The following is a 22696-nucleotide window of genomic DNA, read 5'->3' as shown; positions in this document are numbered from 1 at the left end:
GTCATTCCCGCGAAAGCGGGAACCCCTGTTTGAGGCCAGGTAACGGAGGTTCCCGCTTTCGCGGGAATGACTTCGTGGTATGGCAGCCGCATGAATACCGTCACGTCCTTCACAACACATACCGGCCCCGTCAGCAACGCATATGCGGAGCTGGCGGATCAAGGCGTGCTCATCGCTGACCCGGCGCAGCTTGAGGCTGCGGGGCTGCTCGATGATGTGCTGGCCGGCGTTTCCGCCGAGCAGCCGAAGGGCTTTCTGAGCAAGCTGTTCGACAAGCCTGAGCCGGTGCGAGGGCTTTACCTGCATGGCGAGGTCGGGCGCGGCAAGACCATGCTGATGGACCTGTTCTTTGCCGGTGTACCGATCAAGCAGAAGCGACGGGTGCATTTTCACGAGTTCATGGACGAGATGCATGCCGGGATGGCCGCGTTCCGCAAGAGCGTGAAGGGCAAGGATGCCGATCCGGTCGAGGCCGTGGTGCGGCCGATCGTCAAGTCTGGGCTGCGGCTGCTGTGCCTCGACGAATTCCACGTGCATGACATCACCAATGCCATGTTGCTCTATCGGCTGTTCGAGAAGCTCTTCGCGCATGGCGTGACGCTGGTGGCGACATCCAATGTCGTGCCTGACGAACTCTACAAGGACGGTCTCAACAGGCAGCTGTTCCTGCCCTTCATTGCCCTGCTCAAAGAGCATGTGACGGTCGCGTCCCTGCCGGCGGCGCGTGACTATCGGCGGATGAAATTTGCCGGGCAGCATGTCTATGCATTTGGGACCGGTCCGGAGGTTCGGGCGGAAATGGATCGCCTGTGGCTACGGATCACCGGTGGCGTGGCGGGCCTGCCTGGGATCGTCGAGAGCATCGGCCGGCAGATTCCTGTGCCACTGATGGCGATGGGCGCGGCGCGGTTTGCCTTTCCCGACCTGTGCGAGAAGCCGCTGGGTTCGCGCGACTTCGTGCGGATTTCCCACCAGTTCGATTCCGTCATCATCGATGATGTGCCGCAAATGGACCGACAGAAGTCCGATGCAGCAAAGCGGTTTATCCTGCTGATCGACAACCTCTACGACCGCGGCGTGAAACTGGGGGCAAGCTTTGTTGTGCCGCTGGAGCAATTGGGCAAGGACGACAGGACTGCGTTCGAGTTCCAGCGAACGGTGTCACGGCTGATCGAGATGCAGTCGGAGGAGTACCTGGCCAAGGGGCTTAGGGATGCGCCGAGCGAGGTTGCCGGCTAAAGACACATGCTTATCGGGCATTACCCCATCGCCCATCGGCAAGGCTCTATTTCCCGTTTAGACGAAGGGTTCACTTGCCCCCCATGGCGGGTAGGGTTAAGAGGTGCGCCAATTCAACGCAGTGGCGGGATGAGGACGAATGGCGCGCAAGAAGATCGCTCTTATTGGCTCGGGTCAGATCGGTGGAACGCTGGCGCTGCTGGCGGCACAGAAAGAGCTGGGCGATGTCGTCCTGTTCGACGTTGTCGAAGGCGTAGGCCCCGGTAAGGCGCTCGACATCGCGCAGTCCGCTCCATCGCAGGGCTTCGATGCCGTGATGAAGGGTACCAGCGAGTACAAGGACATCAAGGACGCCGACGTGGTGATCGTCACCGCCGGTGTGCCGCGCAAGCCCGGCATGAGCCGTGACGACCTGCTCGAAATCAACCTTAAAGTGATGGAGCAGGTGGGTGCAGGCATTGCCAAGTACGCACCCAAGGCTTTCGTCATCTGTATCACCAACCCGCTCGATGCCATGGTCTGGGCGCTGCAGAAGTTCTCCGGCCTGCCCACCAACAAGGTGATCGGCATGGCCGGCGTGCTGGACAGCTCTCGCTTCATCCACTTCATCGCCGAAGAGCTGGGCGTGTCGGTCGAAGACGTCAACGCCTTCGTGCTGGGCGGCCATGGTGACACCATGGTGCCGCTGGCGCGCTATTCGACCGTTGCCGGCATTCCGCTGACCGACCTGGTCAAGTCCGGCTGGCTCAGCAAGGATCGGCTCGACGCCATCATCCAGCGCACCCGTGACGGTGGCGCCGAGATCGTCGGTCTGCTGAAGACCGGTTCGGCCTTCTACGCCCCGGCCGCTTCGGCCATCGCGATGGCTGAGAGCTATCTCAAGGACAAGAAGCGCGTGCTGCCGTCGGCTGCTTATCTGAACGGCGAATACGGCGTCAAAGGCACCTATGTCGGTGTGCCGGTCGTGATCGGCGCCGGTGGCGCCGAGAAGATCGTCGAAATCTCGCTGAACTCGGCCGAGCAGAAGGCGTTCGACAAGTCGGTCGGCGCCGTCGAGGGCCTGATCGAGGCCTGCAAGAAGATCGCGCCCAAGCTGGCCTGATCCCATCTCGCGATCCCCGCTGCGGCGGGGATTGCCGTTTCTCGTCCGACGCTGCGTTGCGATCATCCGCCGGCGTCCTGCCCATGCAAGGGGACTAACGAATGAACATCCATGAACACCAGGCCAAAGAGCTGCTGAAGTCCTACGGCGCGCCCGTCGCTGCCGGCGTGGCGATCTTTTCGGCGGATGAAGCCGAGGCGGCCGCCAAGTCGCTGCCGGGGCCGCTCTATGTGGTCAAGAGCCAGATCCATGCCGGCGGGCGTGGCAAGGGCAAGTTCAAGGAGCTCGGGCCCGATGCCAAGGGCGGCGTGCGCCTGGCCAAGACCATCGACGACGTCGTTGCATTCTCCAAGGAAATGCTGGGCAATACGCTGGTGACCAAGCAGACCGGCGAAGCCGGCAAGCAGGTCAATCGCCTCTATATCGAAGACGGCGCCGACATCGCCCGCGAGCTCTATACCTCGCTGCTGGTCGATCGTGGCACTGGTCGGGTGTCGTTCGTGATCTCGACCGAAGGCGGCATGGATATCGAAGCGGTGGCGCATGACACGCCCGAGAAGATCATCGCTGTCGATATCGATCCGATGACTGGCGTGACCGAGGCCAACATTGCCGAGATCGTGACGGCACTGAAGCTTGAGGGTGATGCCAAGGCCGATGCGGCCAAGCTGTTCCCGATCCTCTACAAGGCGTTCACCGATACCGACATGAGCCTGTTGGAAGTGAACCCGCTGATCGTGATGACCGACGGTCACCTGCGCGTGCTCGATGCCAAGGTGAGCTTCGACAACAACGCGGCGTTCCGCCACGAAGAGCTGAAGCCGCTGCGTGACCTTTCCGAGGAAGACGCCAAGGAAATCGAGGCCTCCAAGTTCGACCTCGCCTATGTGGCGCTCGACGGCAATATCGGCTGCATGGTCAATGGCGCAGGCTTGGCCATGTCGACCATGGACATCATCAAGCTCTATGGCGCCGAGCCGGCGAACTTCCTCGACGTTGGCGGCGGCGCCTCCAAGGAGAAGGTGACGGCGGCGTTCAAGATCATCACGGCCGATCCGGCGGTGAAGGGCATCCTGGTCAACATCTTCGGCGGCATCATGCGCTGCGACGTCATCGCCGAAGGCGTGATCGCCGCGGTCAAGGAAGTCGGGTTGCAGGTGCCGCTGGTGGTTCGTCTCGAAGGCACCAATGTGAAAGAGGGCAAGGCGATCCTCGAAAGCTCGGGCCTCAACGTGATCTCGGCCGACGATCTCGACGACGCCGCCCAGAAGATCGTCAAGGCGGTCCAGGGCTAGTCCGGTGCGCGCCGGCCTCGCCGTCATCGCCGCGCTTGCCCTCAGCGTCACGCCGGTCGTGGCGCAGGGCAAGACCAAGGGCACTGCCATGTCCCTCGATGTCGGCGTCGAAGTCGTCGAACTCTGCGAGGAATTCGCCAAGGGCGACGTTCTGGCGGTCGACGATGCAATCGCCAAGGGCTGGGACGCGTATGAGGGGACGGGCGAAAGCCCCTATGTCCAGACTTATAGCGCCAGCAAGGAATTGGCCGGAATCGGGTCGGCGGAAATCTTCGTACTGTTCGAGGACTATCCGACGCACACGCTCGGCTATTGCCGCATGGACGTGCTGGAGCCGCAGGGCAATGACGGTAGTGTGGTCATCCAGGCCATCCAGAATCTGGACCGTTACGAAGGCCAGACGCAGATGATCAGCGAGGGCAGCTTTGCCAGCCTGGTCGGCGCCGACGACGATACCAACCGCATGCTGCTGACCCACTGGAGCGCCGAGAGCTTCGTGGTGCAGCTCACAATTATCACGCCGAAGCCTGCTTCGACCGAGTAGACCTGCAACGCCGCCCCGCTTCGGCGGGCGAAGACGGCGCTGAGCGCCCAACGACGAAAGAGAAATAGATGTCGATCCTTGTCAACAAAGACACCAAGGTTCTCGTACAGGGCCTGACCGGCAAGACCGGTACGTTCCACACCGAACAGGCGCTAGCCTATTACGGCACCAAGATGGTGGGCGGCGTGAACCCCAAGAAGGCCGGCGAAACCTGGACGTCGGGTGTCGACGGCTCGGCATCGCTGCCGGTATTCGCCACGGTCGCCGAAGGCAAGGAGCGCACCGGCGCCAATGCATCGGTGATCTATGTGCCGCCTCCGGGTGCAGCTGCTGCCATCGAGGAAGCGATCGATGCGGAAATTCCGCTGATCGTCTGCATCACCGAAGGTGTGCCGGTGCTGGACATGGTCAGGGTCAAAGCCAAGCTCGACAAGTCGAAGTCGCGGTTGATCGGGCCGAACTGCCCGGGCGTGCTGACGCCGGAAGAATGCAAGATCGGCATCATGCCGGGTTCGATCTTCTCGAAGGGCTCAGTGGGCATTGTTTCGCGCTCGGGCACGCTTACCTATGAGGCAGTGTTCCAGACCACCAATGAAGGCCTCGGCCAGACCACTGCCGTCGGTATCGGTGGCGACCCGGTCAAGGGCACCGAGTTCATTGACATGCTCGAAATGTTCCTGGCCGACGAAGCCACCAAGTCGATCATCATGATCGGCGAAATCGGTGGTTCGGCCGAGGAAGATGCAGCCCAGTTCCTGATCGACGAAGCCAAGCGCGGCCGCAAGAAGCCGATGGCTGGCTTCATCGCCGGGTTGACGGCTCCGGCCGGTCGCACGATGGGCCATGCTGGCGCCGTAATTTCGGGCGGTAAGGGCGGTGCCGAAGACAAGATTGCGGCGATGGAGGCTGCGGGTATCCGCGTGTCGAAGTCGCCGGCGCGGATCGGCAGGACGCTGGCGGAAGTCCTCAAGGGCTGAAGTTATAGTCGAAAGTCGGTCGCGCTTCAGACACAGAACGGTGCTACGCCGTACTGCGTCTGCGGCGGGTGGACGTGAATTTGAGCCGCGGCCCTGCTCAGGGGCCGCAACAGTTAACAGGATACTAAGGATAAGCGGTCAGTATCCGATCGAAACTTAGGGACCGCATGGACCGGCACTAAGCCGGTTGTTGAGAAGGATGGCGGGGCGTGGGCCTCGCGACGAAAAGCGATGACACGACAGGAAAAGAACGACACGTTCTTGCTGACCTCGTTCCTCTATGGTGGGAACGCCGACTACATCGAACAACTCTATTCCCGCTACAAGACCGACCCTTCCAGCGTCGACGAGACCTGGCAGAGCTATTTCGGCAAGCTGGACGATACCGATGGTGTCGCCCAGCAGAATGCCGACGGCCCAAGCTGGGGTCGCAAGGACTGGCCGCAGAGCGCCAATGGCGAACTGGTCAGTGCCCTTGATGGCAACTGGGGCGAAATCGCCATCAAGACTGAAAAGGCCGTGGCCAAGAGGGCCGAGGCACTGGGTGTCGCCAAGTCCTCCGTAGCCGATGTGCTGCAGGCGACGCGCGACTCGATCCGCGCCATCATGATGATCCGTGCCTATCGCATGCGCGGGCACCTTCACGCCGATCTCGATCCGCTGAAGATGAAGGCCGACGAGCCGGCGCCGGAGCTCGATCCCAAGAGCTACGGCTTCACCGAGGCTGATTACAGCCGCAAGATCTTCATCGATAACTATCTGGGACTCGAATACGCGACCCTGCCGGAGATGCTGGCGATCCTGCAGCGCACCTATTGCGGCACTGTTGGCATCGAGTTCATGCATATCTCCGATCCCGAAGCCAAGCAGTGGATTCAGGAACGCATCGAAGGTCCGGACAAGGAAATCACCTTCACCAAGGAAGGCAAGAAGGCCATCCTGAGCAAGCTGATCGAGGCCGAGGGCTTCGAGAAGTTCATCGACGTCAAGTATACCGGCACTAAGCGCTTCGGTCTCGATGGCGGTGAATCGACCATTCCGGCGCTCGAGCAGATCATCAAGCGCGGCGGTGCCCTTGGTATCAAGGACATCGTGTTGGGTATGGCCCATCGCGGTCGTCTCAACGTGCTGACGCAGGTGATGCAGAAGCCGCATCGCGCCCTGTTCCATGAGTTCAAGGGCGGCGCGTTCTACCCTGACGATGTCGAGGGCTCGGGCGACGTGAAGTACCATCTGGGTGCTTCCAGCGACCGCGAGTTCGATGGCAACAAGGTCCATCTGTCGCTGACGGCGAACCCATCGCATCTCGAGATCGTCGATCCGGTGGTGCTGGGCAAGGCGCGCGCCAAGCAGGACCAGCACATTTCGCCAGACGGCAAGCTGGTCAACATCGCGACGGATGGCAAGCCGGACCGCTCGATGGTGTTGCCGCTGCTGATCCATGGCGATGCGGCTTTTGCCGGGCAGGGCGTGATCGCCGAATGTCTGGGTCTGTCGGGTCTCAAGGGTCACCGTACGGGTGGTTCGATCCACTTCGTGATCAACAACCAGATCGGCTTCACCACGAGCCCGATGTATTCGCGCTCGTCTCCCTATCCGACCGATGTCGCCAAGATGATCGAGGCGCCGGTGCTGCATGTGAACGGGGATGACCCGGAAGCTGTGGTGTTCGCGTCCAAGGTCGCGGTCGAGTATCGCCAGAAGTTCGGCAAGCCTGTCGTTATCGACATGTTCTGCTATCGCCGCTTCGGGCACAACGAAGGCGACGAGCCCAGCTTCACCCAGCCGCTGATGTATTCCAAGATCCGCGCGCACAAGTCGACGCTGGAAATCTATTCGGACAAGCTGATCGAGCAGGGTCACCTGACCGCAGCCGAAATCGACAAGATGAAGGCAGACTGGCGCGCCAAGCTGGAAGCCGAGTTCGAGGCCGGGCAGGACTATCGTCCGAACAAGGCCGACTGGCTCGATGGCATGTGGAAGGATTTCCGCCCCGCCGACCAGGAAGGTCCGCGCCGCGGCGAAACCGGTGTGGCCATCGACACGCTGGCCAAGCTTGGCCAGCAGCTGAGCTATGTGCCGGAAGGCTTCAACGTCCACAAGACGGTCAAGCGCTTCATGGACAACCGCCTGGCAGCGATCGAATCCGGCGAAGGCATCGACTGGGCAACGGCGGAAGCGCTGGCATTCGGCACGCTGGTCACCGAGGGACATCCAGTGCGCCTCAGCGGCCAGGACGTCGAACGCGGCACATTCAGCCAGCGCCATTCGGTGCTCAATGACCAGCTTGTCGACAACAAGAGCTACACGCCGCTCAACAACCTGAGCGACGACCAGAGCCGCTACGAGGTCATCAACTCGATGCTCTCGGAAGAGGCTGTGCTGGGCTTCGAGTATGGCTACTCGCTGGCCGAACCGAAGGCGCTGACCATCTGGGAGGCGCAGTTCGGCGACTTCGTGAACGGTGCGCAGGTCGTCATCGACCAGTTCATCTCCTCGGGCGAGCGCAAGTGGTTCCGCATGTCGGGCCTCGTGATGCTGTTGCCGCATGGCTATGAAGGGCAGGGTCCGGAGCACTCCTCCGCGCGTCCCGAGCGCTTCCTGCAGCTGTGTGCGGAAGACAATATGCAGGTCGCCAACTGCACGACGCCAGCCAACTACTTCCACGCCCTGCGCCGCCAGGTGACCCGCGACTTCCGCAAGCCGCTGATCCTGATGACGCCCAAGTCGTTGCTGCGCCACAAGCGGGCCACCTCTGGGCTGGTCGAAATGGGTCCGGATTCCTGCTTCCATCGTCTCCTGTGGGACGATGCCGAGGCGCCCGGCGCGCCCAAGACCACGGTCAAGCTCGCCGCGGACGATAAGATCCGTCGCGTCGTGCTCTGCACGGGCAAGGTCTATTATGACCTGCTCGAAGATCGCGAGAAGAAGGGCATCAACGATGTCTATCTCTTGCGCATCGAGCAGCTTTATCCGTTCCCGGCCAAGGCGCTGCTGGACGAGTTGAGCCGCTTCAAGAATGCCGAGATCATCTGGTGCCAGGAAGAACCCAAGAATATGGGTGCCTGGGCCTTCATTCAGCCCTATGTTGAATGGGTATTCGACCAGATGGGTCGTAACGGCCAGCGCGTCCGCTACACCGGCCGCCCGGCTTCCGCTTCCACCGCTACGGGTCTGATGCGGACCCACCTTGCCCAATTGCAAGCCTTCCTCGACGAAGCGCTCGGCAGCTAGAAGGACAAAAAAATGTCGACTGAAATCCGCGTGCCGACGCTGGGCGAAAGCGTCACCGAAGCTACGATCGGGCAATGGTTCAAGAAGGTTGGCGATACCGTCAACGCCGATGAGCCCATTGTCGAGCTCGAAACCGACAAGGTGACCATCGAAGTGCCAGCGCCGGCTGCCGGCGTGCTCGAAGCCATTGCCGCCCAGCCGGGCGAGACCGTGGATGTGGGTGCGCTGCTCGGCGCCATCGGTGGTGCAGGGGCAGTTGTAACGCCCAAGCCGGCCGAAGCTGCACCAACCCCGGCCAAGGCCGAAGTGCCTGCCGCCAATGCTGCCGGCCCCGAGCCGGTGAAGCCGGCTGTGCCGACCAGCATGTCGCCAGCGCCGTCGGCGCAGAAGCTGATCAACGAGAACGGCCTCAACGGCGCCGATATCGATGGTTCTGGCAAGCGCGGCCAGGTGCTCAAGGAAGACGTGCTGTCGACGCTGGCCAAGCCGGCCGCCGCTCCCGCCGCTCCGGCTGTTGCCGAGGCACCGGCTGTGGCTCAGGCCGCTCCGGCTGCCGCACCCGCTGCCAAGGTCGAAGCGCCGAAGGCTGCTGCTACGCCACGCGCGCCGGTTTCGGCCGACGATGCCAGCCGCGAGGAACGGGTCAAGATGACCCGGCTGCGCCAGACCATCGCTCGCCGTCTCAAGGATGCGCAGAACACTGCCGCGATGCTGACCACCTTCAACGAGGTGGATATGCAGCCGGTGATGGACCTGCGGACCCAGTACAAGGAGCTCTTCGAGAAGAAGCATGGCGTGAAGCTGGGCTTCATGGGCTTCTTCACCAAGGCCGTGGTGCACGCGCTCAAGGAAATCCCGTCGATCAATGCCGAGATCGATGGCGATGACCTGGTCTACAAGCAGTACGCCCATATCGGCGTGGCGGTTGGGACCGACAAGGGCCTCGTCGTCCCGGTGATCCGCAATGCCGACCAGATGTCGATTGCCGAGATCGAAAAGGGCATCAATGCCATGGGCAAGAAGGCCCGTGACGGCCAGCTCTCGATGGCCGACATGCAGGGCGGTACCTTCACCATCTCCAATGGTGGTGTTTACGGCTCGCTGATGTCGACGCCGATCCTCAATGCCCCGCAGTCGGGCATTCTGGGCATGCACAAGATCCAGGAGCGGCCGGTTGTGGTCGCCGGGCAGATCGTGATCCGCCCGATGATGTATCTGGCCCTGAGCTACGATCACCGCATCGTGGACGGCAAGGAAGCCGTGACCTTCCTCGTGCGCGTCAAGGAAAGCCTCGAGGCGCCGGAGCGGCTGGTGCTCGATCTCTAGGGATCGACAGATATAGATTTGAAAAGGGCGCGGGCGACCGCGCCCTTTTTGTTTTTGGCGGTCTGGTTCTAGACTGTCCGAAAAATGGAGGAAGCGATGTCCGACAGGGTTGTGATCGTCACCGGTGGTTCGCGCGGGATTGGCGCGGCGACAGCCATGCTGGCGGCGGAGCGCGGCTATGGCGTGGTTGTGAACTACACGGCCAATGTTGCGGCTGCCGAAGCGGTGTGCGCGCGTATTCATGCGACCGGCGGAGTAGCGGTGGCGGTGCGGGGCGATGTGTCCAGCGAGGCCGATATCGACCACATCTTTGCGGCGGCGGATCGGATGGGGACACTAGCTGGGCTGGTCAACAATGCCGGCGTGGTTGATTTGGCGGCGCGCGTGGAGGACTTTGACGCGGCACGGCTGACGCGGATGTTTGCAATCAACACACTGGGCACGATCCTGTGCTCGGGGCGGGCAGTGAAGCGGATGTCGACAAAGCATGGCGGCAAAGGTGGCGGTATCGTCAACGTGACCTCGGCTGCGGCCAAGCTCGGGGCGCCAGGCAATTACGTGGATTATGCGGCCGCCAAGGGGGCCGTGGATAGTTTTACGGTTGGGCTGGCGCTGGAGGTGGCGGGCGAGGGTATTCGGGTGAACGGCGTGCGGCCAGGGATCATCGATACCGAGATCCATGCTTCGGGCGGCATTCCAGGCCGGGCGGCGGAGATGGCGCCGAGTGTACCGATCCCGCGAGCCGGCACGGCGGAGGAGGTTGCGCGGGCGATCCTGTGGCTTCTGTCGGACGAGGCGAGCTATACGACCGGCTCGGTGATCAATGTGACCGGCGGCCGCGGTATTGCCCCGTGATCACCGCATTGTGGGTTTAGCGCCTCCGCCTTCACGTTGCTGTGCAGCAGTCGACGTGATTAAGGATTTGGTAGGACGTTGAGCCGCTATGAAGGGGCTTCGTTCGCGATGTCGTCTGGAGCCTATTGTTGAAGAGAATGTTGGTCCTTGCCTTGTTCCTTGCGTCGCCCGCGATGGCGCAGGATGTCGATCCGGAACTGGTGGGCGAGCTGATGGCCTTTCACGGTTCGAAGGCGATCGTTTCGGCGATGACGACGCATTGCTACGAGACGACCGGGCTGGACACGGCCTATCAGACAGCCAATGACAACTGGTACCTGCGCAATATCGGCTTTCTCGATCTGGCGGACCGCGTGGCGCTGCGGCTGGGTGGTGGCACGCCGGAGGAGATCGCAGCCGCCGAGACCTATGGTGGCACGCAGATAATGAGCGCCTACAACCAGGCGCCGGACAAGGAGACGTTCTGCCGGGCGTTTCTGGAACAGGTTGATAGCGGTGCGCTCGATATCGACAAACAGCTGCCTGATGCTTTGGACCGGGCGCAGGACATTGCTGCGCAATAGATACCCCCTGCCTATGGGTTGCCTCATCCTCTGTTGCGGTTAGCCTACGGGCGTTGTGCGCGAGGGGGAAAAGATGATCCGCATTCTTATGATGATCGCTGTGATGTTGCCGGCGGCGGCGGTCGGCGCTGAGTGTACGATCACAAATGCGCGTTACGAGCATGATCAGGCGGCGTGGTGGCTGAGCTTCAAGCCGGTTCCAAGGTTCTCGGCGCCTAATCAGACGACCGCTTTCATTATCGAACTGCCCAATTCTGGCGTGACGCTCGAGGGTGCGGTGCATCGGCCAAACGGATTTGGCTCGCCGCTGTGGTCGATCGAGGGTCCGTGCTCGGAGGACAGTACCGAGACCTGCACATTCATCACCGAAGGCAGCAGCCCCGCCGCGTATGGGAACTATGGCGGCAAGGTCGACTGGTTCGACGATGCGCGCGGCGCCAAGGCGCCAGATCAGGTCATCCTGCCGCAACTGGCGATGAGCCTGTGGTATTCGATGTATCGCGGGGCGGAGTTCGAAGCGGATATGGATGCGGGCGACGTGTTCACGCTGACCGGCTGCGACTGAGCTGTTTCGCCGCGCCGGATACTCCGCTAAACAGAGATTCCCGCCTGCGCGGGAATGACTCCGTGAAGGTGGACGCGTCCATGGAATTCCCCTGGCTTGAGTTTGCGGCGCTGATGCTGGCCTTCGGCATCAATGCGGTTATTCCCGGTGCCGATTTCGCCATGGTGCTGCGACAGTCGATCGCCCATGGGCGGCGGGCGGCGCTGTTTACGTCGGCGGGCATAGCGACATCGATCCTGGTCCATGGCAGCTATACACTGCTGGGCATCGGGGTGATCGTCGGGCAGTCGCTGATGCTGTTCAACATCATCAAGTGGGTCGGTGCGGCCTATCTTGTCTGGCTGGCCATCTCGGCCCTGCGCAGCCCGGCGCCGACGCCGCCTGCAGAGGGCGATCTGGCTTCGGCTCGGCGCGGCGATTTCGCGGCGTTTGCGCTGGGCTTCCTCACCAACCTGCTCAATCCCAAGGCCGTGCTGTTCTTCCTGGCGCTGTTCACCACACTGGTCTCGGCGCATACAGGCGGCGACATCAAGGTGTTTTATGTGGCGTGCATGAGCATCATGCTTTTTGCCTGGTTCGCATTGGTGTCGATCTTCTTTACGACAGCTTCGGTGCGGCAAGGCTTTTTCCGCTTCGGCCGGTGGTTTAATCGTGTCACCGGCATTACCTTCATCGTGCTGGCCGTGCGTGTGGCACTGGCGCAGCAGCACTAACAAGTTTCGGGGCTTTCCATCATGGCAGACGCGTTCGACCTCACCATCATCGGCTCGGGCCCGGGAGGATATGTTGCAGCGATCCGCGCGGCGCAGCTCGGCATGAAGGTCGCCGTGGTCGAGAAGTGGCCAACGCTGGGCGGCACCTGCCTCAATATCGGCTGCATCCCATCGAAGGCACTGCTGCACGCCTCCGAACTGTTCGAGGAAGCCGGGCATGGCTTCAAGGCGCTGGGCATCGATATTCCCAAGCCCGTGCTGAACTTGCCGCAGATGATGAACCACAAGACCGAGACGGTGGCGGCCAATGTCGGCGGCGTGGATTACCTGTTCAAGAAAAACAAGATCACGACGCTGCGCGGCATCGGCACCATTACCGCGCCGGGCAAGGTGCTGGTGACGCCGACCACGGGTGCGGCCACCGAGGTTGAGACCAAGAATATCGTCATCGCCACCGGGTCGGTTTCGGCCGGTCTGCCGGGCATCGAGATCGACGAGAAGCGCATCGTCACCTCGACCGGGGCGCTGAACCTCGACAAGGTGCCGGCCCGCCTGCTGGTGATTGGTGCCGGCGTGATCGGGCTCGAGCTGGGTTCGGTCTGGGCACGGCTGGGCAGCCAAGTGACTGTCGTCGAGTATCTCGACCGGATTCTCCCCGGCATGGATAGCGAAGTGGCGCGGCAGTTCCAGCGCATGCTGCAGAAGCAGGGCATGGAGTTCAAGCTGTCGAGCAAGGTCGCCGGTATCGACAAGCAGGACGATGGCTCGCTCAAGGTGCGGGTTGAGCCGGCCAAGGGCGGAGATATGGAAATCCTCGATGCCGACGTGGCGCTGGTGGCAATCGGCCGCAAGCCCTACACCGAGGGCCTGGGGCTCGACATCGTCGGCGTGGCGCTGGATGAGCGCGGCCGGGTGCGCGTCGACCAGCACTACAAGAGCTCGGTGGATGGCATCTATGCGATCGGCGACGTGATCGCCGGGCCGATGCTGGCGCACAAGGCCGAGGACGAGGGCATTGCGGTCGCCGAAATCCTCAACGGCCAGGCCGGGCATGTGAATTATGCGGCCATTCCGGCGGTGGTTTATACCAATCCGGAAATCGCTTCGGTCGGCAAGACCGAGGACGAGCTCAAGGCTGAAGGCATCGACTACAAGATCGGCAAGTTCCCCTTCACCGCCAATGGCCGCGCCAAGGCGATGCTGGCAACGCAGGGCTTCGTCAAGATCCTCGCCGATGTCGAGACTGACCGGGTGCTGGGTGCCCATATCGTCGGTAAGAATGCCGGTGAGATGATCCATGAGCTGGTCGTGCTGATGGAATTCTCGGGCGCTGCCGAGGACCTAGCACGGTCGACGCATGCGCATCCGACGCTGTCGGAGGCGGTGCGTGAGGCGGCTTTGTCGTTGGGCGATGGCGCGATCCATATCTGATCGTGCTGAGAATTTTTTCGGAGGCTCCTGCTGTGGCGGGGGCCCTTTTTGTTTGGACCAACGGAAGCGCCGTAGGAGTAGGAGTGCTCGAAAAGTCATCATACAACATGCGAATGTTTGTATGTTGACTTGTCACCCTGTCTTCCATACCAGTTTCAACACCAAGCATGGCTGGTGTCCATTTCGGACGCTGGCGGGCTTGAGCGGCAGGGTGGGGAGCCTTGTGCCGCATAGAACGGCATCGATCGAGACGGCGCGGAGGACGGGCCGGGTCGATGTCACCAGACATTTTGGAGGACACCATGTTTCATCTGCCTAAACTGGCAGCGTCGGCGCTCGTCGTCGCAACGCTGATGGTTTCGACTGCCAGCGCCCAGACGGTGCTGCGTTCGTCGGACACGCATCCGGACGGCTATCCGACTGTCGAAGCCGTCAAGTATTTTGGCGAGCTGCTGAGCGAGAAGACGGACGGCCGCTATTCGGTGGAAGTGTTCCATTCGGCCCAGCTCGGCCAGGAAGCCGACACGATCGAACAGACGCAGTTCGGTGTGCTCGACCTCAACCGCATTTCGATCGGCGCCTTCGGCACCCAGGTGCCCGCCGCTACCGTGACCCAGCTGCCCTATATCTTCCGTTCGGCTGACCACTTCCATGCCGTGCTCGATGGCCCGATCGGCGAAGAAATCCTGGCGGCATTCGACGCCGTGGACGTGATCGCACTGGCCTTCTACGACGGCGGTGCCCGCTCGTTCTACAACAGCGAAAAGCCGATCAACACCATGGCGGATATGGAAGGCATGAAGTTCCGCGTCATGGGATCGGACATCTTCGTGGACATGGTCGCCGCGCTTGGCGGCAATGCCACGCCGATGCCCTATGGCGAAGTCTATTCGGGTATCCAGACCGGCGTCATCGACGGTGCCGAGAACAACTATCCGAGCTACGACACTGCCGGCCACGCCGAAGTTGCAAAGTTCTACTCGCTCGACGAGCACCTGATGGTTCCGGAAGTCCTGGTGATCTCCAAGATCATCTGGGATGGCCTGACGCCAGAAGACCAGGCTCTGTTCCGCGAGGCCGCCACGGAATCGGTGGCCAAGCAGCGCGAGCTGTGGGCTGCCAAGGAAGTCGAGTCCAAGGCTGCTGTGGAAGCGCTGGGTGCGGTGATCAACGAGGTCGACAAGGCCCCCTTCATCGAAGCCATGAAGCCGGTTTACGAAAAGTATGTCACCGACCCTGCACTTCAGGACCTGGTTGCGCGCATCCAGGCGACTGAGGGCTGATTGGCACAAGCGAGGGCGAGGTCCAATCTCGCCCTCACACCGGACGACACCTCCCCCTTGAAGGGGGAGGGTGGGAGGCGGTGACGGGAGCCCCGATATTGCGGCCAAACAACCCCCACCCTTGATCCAGCCATTCGAGCGCAGCTCTCATGGCCTTGCTCACTAAAATCGCTCCACCGGAGCGATTTTGCCCCACGGGGCCGCTCTCAAGCCCCACAGAGGGGAGGGTGTCGACTGCAGCAACGGGAAAGGTTCCAAAATGAAAACCTGGCTTCTGCCTATCAGCCGTGTGCTGGGAAAGTTCTCCGATGCAATCCTGTGGCTGGCCGGACTAGGCCTCGTGGCCATGACCGTCATCGTTGCCTACCAGGTCTTCATGCGCTTCGTGATCAACGCCTCGCCGTCTTGGACCGAGGCCGGGGCGATCATGCTGATGACCTGGTTCATTTTCCTGGGCGCGGCTGTGGGTGTGCGCGAGAATTTCCACATGGGCTTTGACGTGCTGCTCTATGTACTGCCATCAAGCGCCAAGCCCTGGCTGCGCGGAACCAGCGATGTCATCGTCTTCGCGTTTGCGTTCGGCATGCTCTGGTATGGCGGCGAGCTGGCGATCCGCTACTGGTCGACCCGCATTCCGGTGCTGGGGCTGCCAACGTCCTTCACGTACTTCCCCATCGTGGTTTCGGGCGCGCTGATGTGCCTGTTCGCGCTTGAGCGCTTTCTGCTGCGCCTGGCCGGCGAACCGGTTGACGATGTGGCAGTCGACCCTGCAATCACCGAGGCCTGAGACGTATGGAATACTGGATCCTCTTTGGTGTGTTCACGGTGCTGATGGTGATCGGCACGCCGATCGCCTTCTGCCTGGGCATCGCCAGTTTTGCCACCATCGTCTATCTGGGACGCCCGGCCATTGTGGTGTTCCAGCAGCTCAATTCGGGTGTCTCTGCCTTCAGCCTGCTGGCCATTCCCTTCTTCATCTTTGCTGGCGACCTGATGATGCGCGGCGGCATTGCGGAGCGGATCATTCGCTTCGCGGGCTCGCTGATCGGGCATGTGCGCGGCGGCCTGGGGCAGGTCAATATTGCTGCATCGACGCTGTTCGGCGGTATTTCCGGGTCGGCCGTGGCCGAGGCTGCGGCGGTTGGCGGCATCATGATCCCGCAGATGAAGGCGCGCGGCTATGGTGCCGACTATGCGGTCAACGTGACGTCGATGGCGGCGCTGATCGCGCTGCTCCTGCCGCCGAGCCATAACATGATCATCTACTCGCTCTCGGGTGGCGGCAATATTTCCATCGCCGACCTGTTCACGGCGGGCATCATTCCCGGTCTGCTGCTGGCGCTGGCCCTGAGCATCACCGCCTACATCGTGGCCATCAAGCGCGGCTACCCGACCGAGCCGTTTCCCGGTTTCCGCAAGGCCGGATATTTTCTAGTGGTTGCCATTCCCGGGCTGATGCTGATCGCCATTATCTTCGGCGGCGTGCGGTCGGGCATTTTCACCGCCACCGAAAGCTCCTGCATTGCCGTGTTCTACGCCTTGCTGGTGACCCTGATCGTCTATCGCTCGCTGAGCTGGAGCGAGTTCGTGCATTCGGTGCTGGGTGCCGTGCGGACCACGTCGATGGTGCTGTTCATCATCGGCGCAGCAGCGTCGTTCGGTTGGCTGATGGCCTATCTCAAGGTGGCGATCATCCTCACCGATGGCATTGCGGCCATCTCCAGCGATCCGCTGGTGGTGCTGCTGCTGATCAACGTGCTGCTGCTCCTACTGGGCACCTTCATGGATATGGGGCCGCTGATCATCATCACGACGCCGATCTTCCTGCCCATCGCCAAGTCGTTCGGTATCGATCCGGTGCATTTCGGCGTCATCATGATCCTCAATCTGGGAATCGGACTGAACACCCCGCCACTGGGGCCGGTTCAGTTCGTTGCGGCGGCGGTGGGCAAGATCACGGTGTGGGAGGCGATGAAGAGTATCTGGCCATTCTACCTGGCAGGCCTGATTGTGCTGGGCCTTGTGACCTACATTCCGGCGCTGTCGCTGTGGCTGCCGGCGCTGTTCAGGGGATAGACCATGAGCCTAGACGAAAGTGGCGTTGCGGTCCGCCGACCCAAGCTCGCCGATCTCGTCATCGGTACGCTCAAGAAGCGCATCAGCGCGGGCGAATATGGCAAGACCGGCAAACTGCCGACCGAGAGCCAGATGACGACCATTTTCGGCGTCAGCCGGACGGTGGTGCGCGAGGCGATCGCGGCGCTGGCGGCCGATGGGCTGGTGCAGTCGCGGCAGGGGGCGGGCGTGTTCATCGTCGCCAATGCAGCGAGCCCGTTCAATGCGATCGGGGCCGAGAGCTCGAACAAGATATCGGTGGCGCTCAACGTGCTCGAAGTGCGCATGGGCATCGAGATCGAGTCGGCGGGACTGGCGGCGGTGCGGCGCAGCGCCAGTCAGGATGCGGCGATCCAGGAGGCGTGGAACGATTTTCAACGGCTGCTGAAATTGGGGACGCCGACCGGCAAGACAGATTTCGCCTTCCACCGTGCCATCGCGGCGGCGACCAACAACCCGTTTTACATCGAGGTGCTGGATGGGCTGGGCAGCCGGACCATCCCCTGCGACGTGGCCTCGCCCTGGGGCACCGAGAGCGTGCTGACCTATGAGTATCAGGCCGGGCTGCAAAGAGAGCATCTGGCCATTCTCAGGGCCATTTCGGCGCAGGATGCCGATGCAGCGCGCGAGGCGATGCGACAGCACCTTTCGCTAAGCCAGGAGCGCTACCGCCAGCGGCTGCGCGAACAAAACAAACAGGACTAGTTATGAGCACCGATTTCGATATTCGCTTCGCCATCGACCCGGTCAGCGCCGGGACGATGAACACCGAAGAACTGCGCGAGCATTTCCTGATCGAGGAACTGTTCACGCTGGGCGGGGTCAACTGGACCTATACCCATTACGACCGCATGGCGGTGGGCGGGGCGATGCCGGGCAAGGCGCCTCTGGCGCTGGAGCCGATCAAGCCGACCGGGACGGCAAATTTTCTCGACCGGCGCGAGCTGATCGCGGCCAATATCGGCGCTGCCGGCACCATCACGGTGGATGGCACGGACTATGCCGTGGGATCGCGCGACATGCTCCATATCGGCATGGGCGCCAAGGATGTGCGGTTTGGCGGCGAGGGGGCGAAGTATTACCTGCTGAGCGCACCGGCACACGCCAGCCATCCGACCAAGCTGATCAAGCAGAGCGACGCAAAGCGGCTCGACCTTGGCAGCCAGGAGACGGCCAACGAGCGCTCGATCTTCCAGTTCGTCAATGCCGACAGTGTCAAGACATGCCAGTTGGTGGTGGGGCTGACCAGCTTCGCGCCGGGCTCGGTGTGGAACACCATGCCGGCGCATGTGCATGACCGGCGCATGGAGGCCTACCTCTATTTCGACCTCAAGCCGGATGCCTTCGTGGTGCATCTGATGGGCGAGCCGGAGGAGACACGGCACCTGATCGTGCGGAACGAGCAGGCAGTGATCTCGCCGCCATGGTCGATCCATTCGGGCGCCGGGACGGGGGCCTACACCTTCATCTGGGCGATGGCCGGGGACAATGTCGACTATACCGATGTCGACAAGGTCGGCATGGACGAGCTGCGGTGACCGATCTTTCGGCATTCAGCCTCAGCGGCAAGACGGTAATGGTCACCGGCGCCAATACCGGCATCGGGCAGGGCATTGCGCTCAGCGTTGGTCGGGCCGGTGGCAGGGTGATCGGCGTCGGGCGCTCGTCGATGGAGGTCACAGCGTCGCTGATGGCGGGGCAGGGGGCGGACTTCGTCGAGGTTCGTGCCGATCTCGGTTCGACCGTCGCAGCGCAGGCGATGTTTGATGCGGCATGGGCCGACCACGGGCCGATCGATGGGCTGGTCAACAATGCCGGGATCATCAAACGGGTCGACGCGGTGGATTTCACCGAGGCCGACTGGGACGCGGTGATGGATATCAACCTCAAGACGATGTTCTTCCTGTGCCAGGCGCTGGGGAAGAAGGCGATCGGCGCAGGCCGGGCGGCCAAGATCGTCAATATCTCGTCGATGCTGAGCTTTCAGGGCGGCATACGGGTGGCGAGCTATACGGCGTCCAAAAGCGGTGTGCTCGGGATCACGCGGTTGCTGGCCAACGAGTGGGCGGCCAAGGGGATCAACGTGAATTCGATCGCACCCGGTTACATCGAGACCAACAATACCGAGGCTTTGCGCGCCGATCCGGATCGGTCGGCGTCGATCCTGGGGCGTATCCCGGCGGGACGCTGGGGCGCGCCGGGTGATATCGGTGACGCGGCGGTGTTCCTGCTGTCGCAGGCCTCCAACTACATGCATGGCGCTGTCATCCCGGTGGATGGCGGCTGGCTGGCGAGGTGATGAGATGACTGAGCAAAGCCTGTTTGCACAGCCGGGCGAGAGCGAGTGGGTTGAGCTGGCGCCGGGCAATACGCGCCGAGTACTGATCCATACGCCAGAGCTGATGCAGGTCGAGTTCGGCTTCGAGCAGGGCGCGGTAGGTGCGCTGCACAGCCATCCGCATATTCAGGTGAGTTATGTCGCCGAGGGCCGGTTCGAGGTGACGATCGACGGGGTTACCCAAGTGGTGGAACAGGGCGGGAGCTTCATTGTGCCGAGCGGCTTGGTGCATGGCGTGGTGGCGCTGACGCGCGGCCGGCTGGTGGATGTCTTCACGCCGATGCGGGCGGATTTCTTGTAGGAGCGGAGGCTCTCACACTCGCGGTGTCATTCCGGCGAAGGCCGGAATCCATGCGGTGAATGACCCATACGCTGGATGTTGCTGATGACCACGGACTTGGATCCCGGCCTTCGCCGGGATGACACCGTGTTTGGGAATGGTTCGGGGGTCACCCAACCTCCGCTAGCATCGCCGCATAGGCTTCATCGTGCCGACCATCCCAGTTCGCCTTTCCCGGCTCCGTCAACCGTCCTCGCCTCGGTGGGATGAAGCTGTAGATGCTCCTGACCGGCTCCTCGCGCCATTGCAGGTTGAAGGCGGCCAGCTTGGGGAAGAATTCCATGTCGGAATAGGGCAGGTGGTCGTGGATCCACCAAGCCATGGCTTCCCAGTCGCCGGTGGGTTCGTAGTAAGGGACGAAGCGGTTGACGACCACGCAGGCGGTGGCGCCCATGCGACCCTCGGCGTCGCGGCGGTCCCAGATGTGGCCGGCATAGTTGGCTTCGTTGCGGCCGCAGTTGAGCTTGTTGATGTTGCCGAACTGGTTGACCCCGGGCGAGCGGTAGGCGGAGCGGATGGAGATCTTGCCGAAGCGCGCTTGCAGCGGTTCGAGCAGGGTTTCGCAGAGCACTTTGCCGGTAGCGATGGCCAGGTCGGGGTCGCCGGGGATGTTCTGGAAGCCGTGGATGATGGCGATTTCGGAATAGAGGAAATCGCGCAGGAAGAAGTTTTCGCTGAGTTGGACTCGGCCGAGATCTTCGAGGGCTTTGACGGATTTGGGCTGGCGCATCTTGTTCTCGCTCTGGACGCGGCAATCTCTTGCGGTAACGTGCTGAAGGGCAACCCGGTTTCGACATCGGGTAATGGGGGTAGAAGCACGATGCTGAACGTCATTTTCTACATCGCGCTGACGGCTGAGGCGATGACTGCGGCTTTGGCGGCCGGACGGCGCAAGATGGACTGGTTTGGCGTGTGCCTGCTGGCCTGCGTGACGGCGCTGGGCGGCGGGACGATCCGCGATATCTTTCTCGACCACTATCCCTTGTTCTGGGTGAAGAACCCCTATGTGCTGCTGCTAATCTGCGGGGCAGCGCTGCTGACCATTGCCCTGGTACGGGTGGTCGACAGGCTGCGCTGGCCATTCCTGCTGCTCGATGGGCTGGGGCTGGTGGTTTACACCATCATTGGCTGCAATATCGCCATGGAGGTCGGAGCGCATCCGTTGATCGTGCTGGTGGCGGGCATGGTCACCGGGATATTCGGCGGCATCCTGCGCGACGTGTTGTGCAATGACGTGCCGCTGGTGTTCAGCGGCGAGCTCTATGCCACGGTGTCGATCGTCACCGGGGCGATCTACTATTTCGGGTTGCAGGCCAACATCTATCCCGAAGTGGTGATCTCTGTGGCCCTCCTGGTGGGGTTTCCGCTGCGCGTTCTGGCCATTCTCAAGAAGTGGGAAATGCCGAAGTTCGTCTATGACAAGGATTTGCGCTAGCCAGCGAATAGGCCTTTTCCAGGCGTCCGCCTTGTGGCAAGCAGTCTTCCATACAAGTGTAGGAGCGATGATTTGCGACAGACCTGGCGGTGGTTCGGACCCAAAGATTTGTGCAGCATCGACGACATCACCCAGGTGGGTGCGCAGGGCGTGGTCAGCGCGCTGCACCATGTGCCCAACGGGGTGGTGTGGACGCCGGAGGAGATCGCTAGGCGGCACCAGGAAATCCAGACGCGGAAGGACGGCACGCCGTCCGGACTGACCTGGGACGTGGTAGAGAGCCTGCCGGTATCCGAAGATATCAAGAAGCAGAAGAATGCCTGGCGCGAGCATATCGCCAACTACAAGGTGTCCATGCAGCACCTGGCCGATAGCGGCGTAGAGGTGATCTGCTACAACTTCATGCCCGTGCTGGACTGGACGCGCACCGACCTGCGCTGGACCGTGCCCAATGGCGGGTCCTGTATGCGGTTCGATATCAACGATTTCGCCGCCTTCGACATTCATATCCTCGAACGGCAGGGCGCGGCCACCGACTATACCAATGCCATCGCCGACGAAGCGGCGCGGCGGTACTCGGGCCTCGACGATGCCGGCAAGAAGCAGCTGGCGCGCAACGTAACCATGGGCTTGCCCGGATCGACCGAGTCGATGACGCTGGACGATGTGCGAGCGCATCTCAGCGAATATGGCGGGATCAGCCGGGAGCGGCTGCGGGCCAATTTCGTCGACTTCCTCGACGAGGTTGTGCCCGTGGCCGAAGACCTCGGCCTGCGCCTCTGCTGCCATCCTGATGATCCGCCGTTTGCCCTGCTGGGGCTGCCGCGGGTGATGTCGACCGAGGCGGATTACCAATACATCCTCGACGCTGTCGACAGTCCCGCCAACGGCATGACGCTGTGCTCGGGCTCGCTGGGTGCGCGGCCGGATAACGATCTGCCCGGCATGATGGAGCGGCTGGGCGACAAGGTGCATTTTCTACACCTGCGCAACGTCAAGCGCGACAATGACGACATTGTCGGCTCGTTCTATGAGGCCGAGCATCTGGCGGGTGATACCGACATGGTGGCGCTGATCGCGGCCATCGTGCGCGAGGAGAACAAGCGCAAGGCGGCCGGGCGGAAGGATCATACAATCCCGATGCGGCCCGACCACGGACAGGACATTCTGGACGACCTTGGACGACGCTCGCAGCCGGGTTATCCGACGATCGGGCGGATGAAGGGGTTGGCGGAGTTGCGCGGGGTGATGATGGCATTCGAACACGCCAGCCTGGGGCTCTGAGGCCTGGAATTGGCCATATAGGTTCACGTTCGGAACGATAGTTTACGACTTCTCAAA

22 protein-coding genes are annotated in these 22696 nt (G+C 62.0%); 21 read left to right on the top strand and 1 reads right to left on the bottom strand.

What is annotated here, in order from left to right; all coding sequences use genetic code 11:
* Nucleotides 1-90 precede the first annotated feature (90 nt).
* From zapE to IM737_RS07835, 19 genes are all read left to right on the top strand, one after another.
* Nucleotides 91-1239 carry a cell division protein ZapE gene (gene zapE, locus IM737_RS07925; protein WP_236899378.1) on the top strand — a complete coding sequence of 383 codons (1149 nt, stop codon included), beginning with the start codon at nt 91-93 and terminating at the stop codon, nt 1237-1239.
* Nucleotides 1240-1378: 139 nt separating this feature from the next.
* On the top strand, nt 1379-2341 hold the full coding sequence (mdh, locus tag IM737_RS07920; RefSeq protein ID WP_236899377.1) for a malate dehydrogenase: 963 nt from the start codon (nt 1379-1381) through the stop codon (nt 2339-2341).
* A 101-nt stretch (nt 2342-2442) separates the two neighbouring features.
* Complete coding sequence (gene sucC, locus IM737_RS07915; protein WP_236899376.1) at nt 2443-3636, top strand: ADP-forming succinate--CoA ligase subunit beta; 1194 nt, start codon at nt 2443-2445, stop codon at nt 3634-3636.
* Between the two features lie 4 nt (nt 3637-3640).
* The gene (locus IM737_RS07910; protein WP_236899375.1) at nt 3641-4180 is read left to right on the top strand and encodes a hypothetical protein; all 540 of its coding nucleotides are present in this window, start codon (nt 3641-3643) and stop codon (nt 4178-4180) included.
* 68 nt (nt 4181-4248) lie between these two features.
* Nucleotides 4249-5157: a succinate--CoA ligase subunit alpha gene (gene sucD, locus IM737_RS07905; RefSeq protein ID WP_236899374.1), complete on the top strand. Its 909-nt coding sequence runs from the start codon at nt 4249-4251 to the stop codon at nt 5155-5157.
* 231 nt (nt 5158-5388) lie between these two features.
* Entirely contained in the window at nt 5389-8391 is a 3003-nt protein-coding gene (locus IM737_RS07900) for a 2-oxoglutarate dehydrogenase E1 component (protein WP_236899373.1), read from the top strand.
* Between the two features lie 12 nt (nt 8392-8403).
* Nucleotides 8404-9717 (top strand): 2-oxoglutarate dehydrogenase complex dihydrolipoyllysine-residue succinyltransferase, encoded by a 1314-nt coding sequence (odhB, locus tag IM737_RS07895; RefSeq protein ID WP_236899372.1) that lies wholly within the window; start codon nt 8404-8406, stop codon nt 9715-9717.
* A gap of 96 nt (nt 9718-9813) precedes the next feature.
* Entirely contained in the window at nt 9814-10572 is a 759-nt protein-coding gene (locus IM737_RS07890) for an SDR family oxidoreductase (protein WP_236899371.1), read from the top strand.
* A gap of 128 nt (nt 10573-10700) precedes the next feature.
* Complete coding sequence (locus IM737_RS07885) at nt 10701-11135, top strand: hypothetical protein (RefSeq protein ID WP_236899370.1); 435 nt, start codon at nt 10701-10703, stop codon at nt 11133-11135.
* A 73-nt stretch (nt 11136-11208) separates the two neighbouring features.
* Nucleotides 11209-11700: a hypothetical protein gene (locus IM737_RS07880; protein WP_236899369.1), complete on the top strand. Its 492-nt coding sequence runs from the start codon at nt 11209-11211 to the stop codon at nt 11698-11700.
* An 80-nt stretch (nt 11701-11780) separates the two neighbouring features.
* Entirely contained in the window at nt 11781-12413 is a 633-nt protein-coding gene (locus tag IM737_RS07875; protein WP_236899368.1) for a LysE family transporter, read from the top strand.
* A gap of 21 nt (nt 12414-12434) precedes the next feature.
* Nucleotides 12435-13844 carry a dihydrolipoyl dehydrogenase gene (lpdA, locus tag IM737_RS07870; RefSeq protein WP_236899367.1) on the top strand — a complete coding sequence of 470 codons (1410 nt, stop codon included), beginning with the start codon at nt 12435-12437 and terminating at the stop codon, nt 13842-13844.
* A gap of 302 nt (nt 13845-14146) precedes the next feature.
* Entirely contained in the window at nt 14147-15127 is a 981-nt protein-coding gene (locus tag IM737_RS07865; RefSeq protein WP_236899366.1) for a TRAP transporter substrate-binding protein, read from the top strand.
* A gap of 259 nt (nt 15128-15386) precedes the next feature.
* Nucleotides 15387-15914 (top strand): TRAP transporter small permease, encoded by a 528-nt coding sequence (locus IM737_RS07860; RefSeq protein WP_236899365.1) that lies wholly within the window; start codon nt 15387-15389, stop codon nt 15912-15914.
* Between the two features lie 5 nt (nt 15915-15919).
* Nucleotides 15920-17203 (top strand): TRAP transporter large permease, encoded by a 1284-nt coding sequence (locus IM737_RS07855; RefSeq protein ID WP_236899364.1) that lies wholly within the window; start codon nt 15920-15922, stop codon nt 17201-17203.
* Nucleotides 17204-17206: 3 nt separating this feature from the next.
* A complete protein-coding gene (locus IM737_RS07850; RefSeq protein WP_236899363.1) occupies nt 17207-17947 on the top strand; it encodes a FadR/GntR family transcriptional regulator in 741 nt (246 codons plus the stop codon).
* Between the two features lie 2 nt (nt 17948-17949).
* Nucleotides 17950-18780: a 5-dehydro-4-deoxy-D-glucuronate isomerase gene (gene kduI / locus IM737_RS07845; protein WP_236899362.1), complete on the top strand. Its 831-nt coding sequence runs from the start codon at nt 17950-17952 to the stop codon at nt 18778-18780.
* Complete coding sequence (gene kduD, locus IM737_RS07840; protein ID WP_236899361.1) at nt 18777-19541, top strand: 2-dehydro-3-deoxy-D-gluconate 5-dehydrogenase KduD; 765 nt, start codon at nt 18777-18779, stop codon at nt 19539-19541. Before kduI ends, kduD begins: the two co-directional genes overlap by 4 nt.
* Nucleotides 19542-19545: 4 nt before the next feature.
* A complete protein-coding gene (locus IM737_RS07835; protein ID WP_236899360.1) occupies nt 19546-19881 on the top strand; it encodes a cupin domain-containing protein in 336 nt (111 codons plus the stop codon).
* A gap of 148 nt (nt 19882-20029) precedes the next feature.
* On the opposite strand, the gene IM737_RS07830 is transcribed toward IM737_RS07835, so the two are convergent.
* Nucleotides 20030-20650, bottom strand: a complete 621-nt coding sequence (locus tag IM737_RS07830; protein ID WP_236899359.1) for a hypothetical protein — start codon at nt 20648-20650, stop codon at nt 20030-20032.
* A 90-nt stretch (nt 20651-20740) separates the two neighbouring features.
* Here IM737_RS07830 and IM737_RS07825 point away from each other — a divergent pair, with 90 nt between their 5' ends.
* Together IM737_RS07825 and uxuA are read left to right on the top strand one after the other, a co-directional pair.
* On the top strand, nt 20741-21355 hold the full coding sequence (locus IM737_RS07825) for a trimeric intracellular cation channel family protein (protein WP_236899358.1): 615 nt from the start codon (nt 20741-20743) through the stop codon (nt 21353-21355).
* Between the two features lie 72 nt (nt 21356-21427).
* Nucleotides 21428-22639, top strand: a complete 1212-nt coding sequence (gene uxuA / locus IM737_RS07820; RefSeq protein WP_236899357.1) for a mannonate dehydratase — start codon at nt 21428-21430, stop codon at nt 22637-22639.
* Nucleotides 22640-22696: the final 57 nt, after the last annotated feature.

The sequence above is a fragment of the Devosia sp. SL43 genome, assembly GCF_021729885.1.
Taxonomy (GTDB): domain Bacteria; phylum Pseudomonadota; class Alphaproteobacteria; order Rhizobiales; family Devosiaceae; genus Devosia.
Note: the sequence above shows the minus strand (reverse complement) of the source record. Positions and strands in the feature narration are given on the sequence as shown.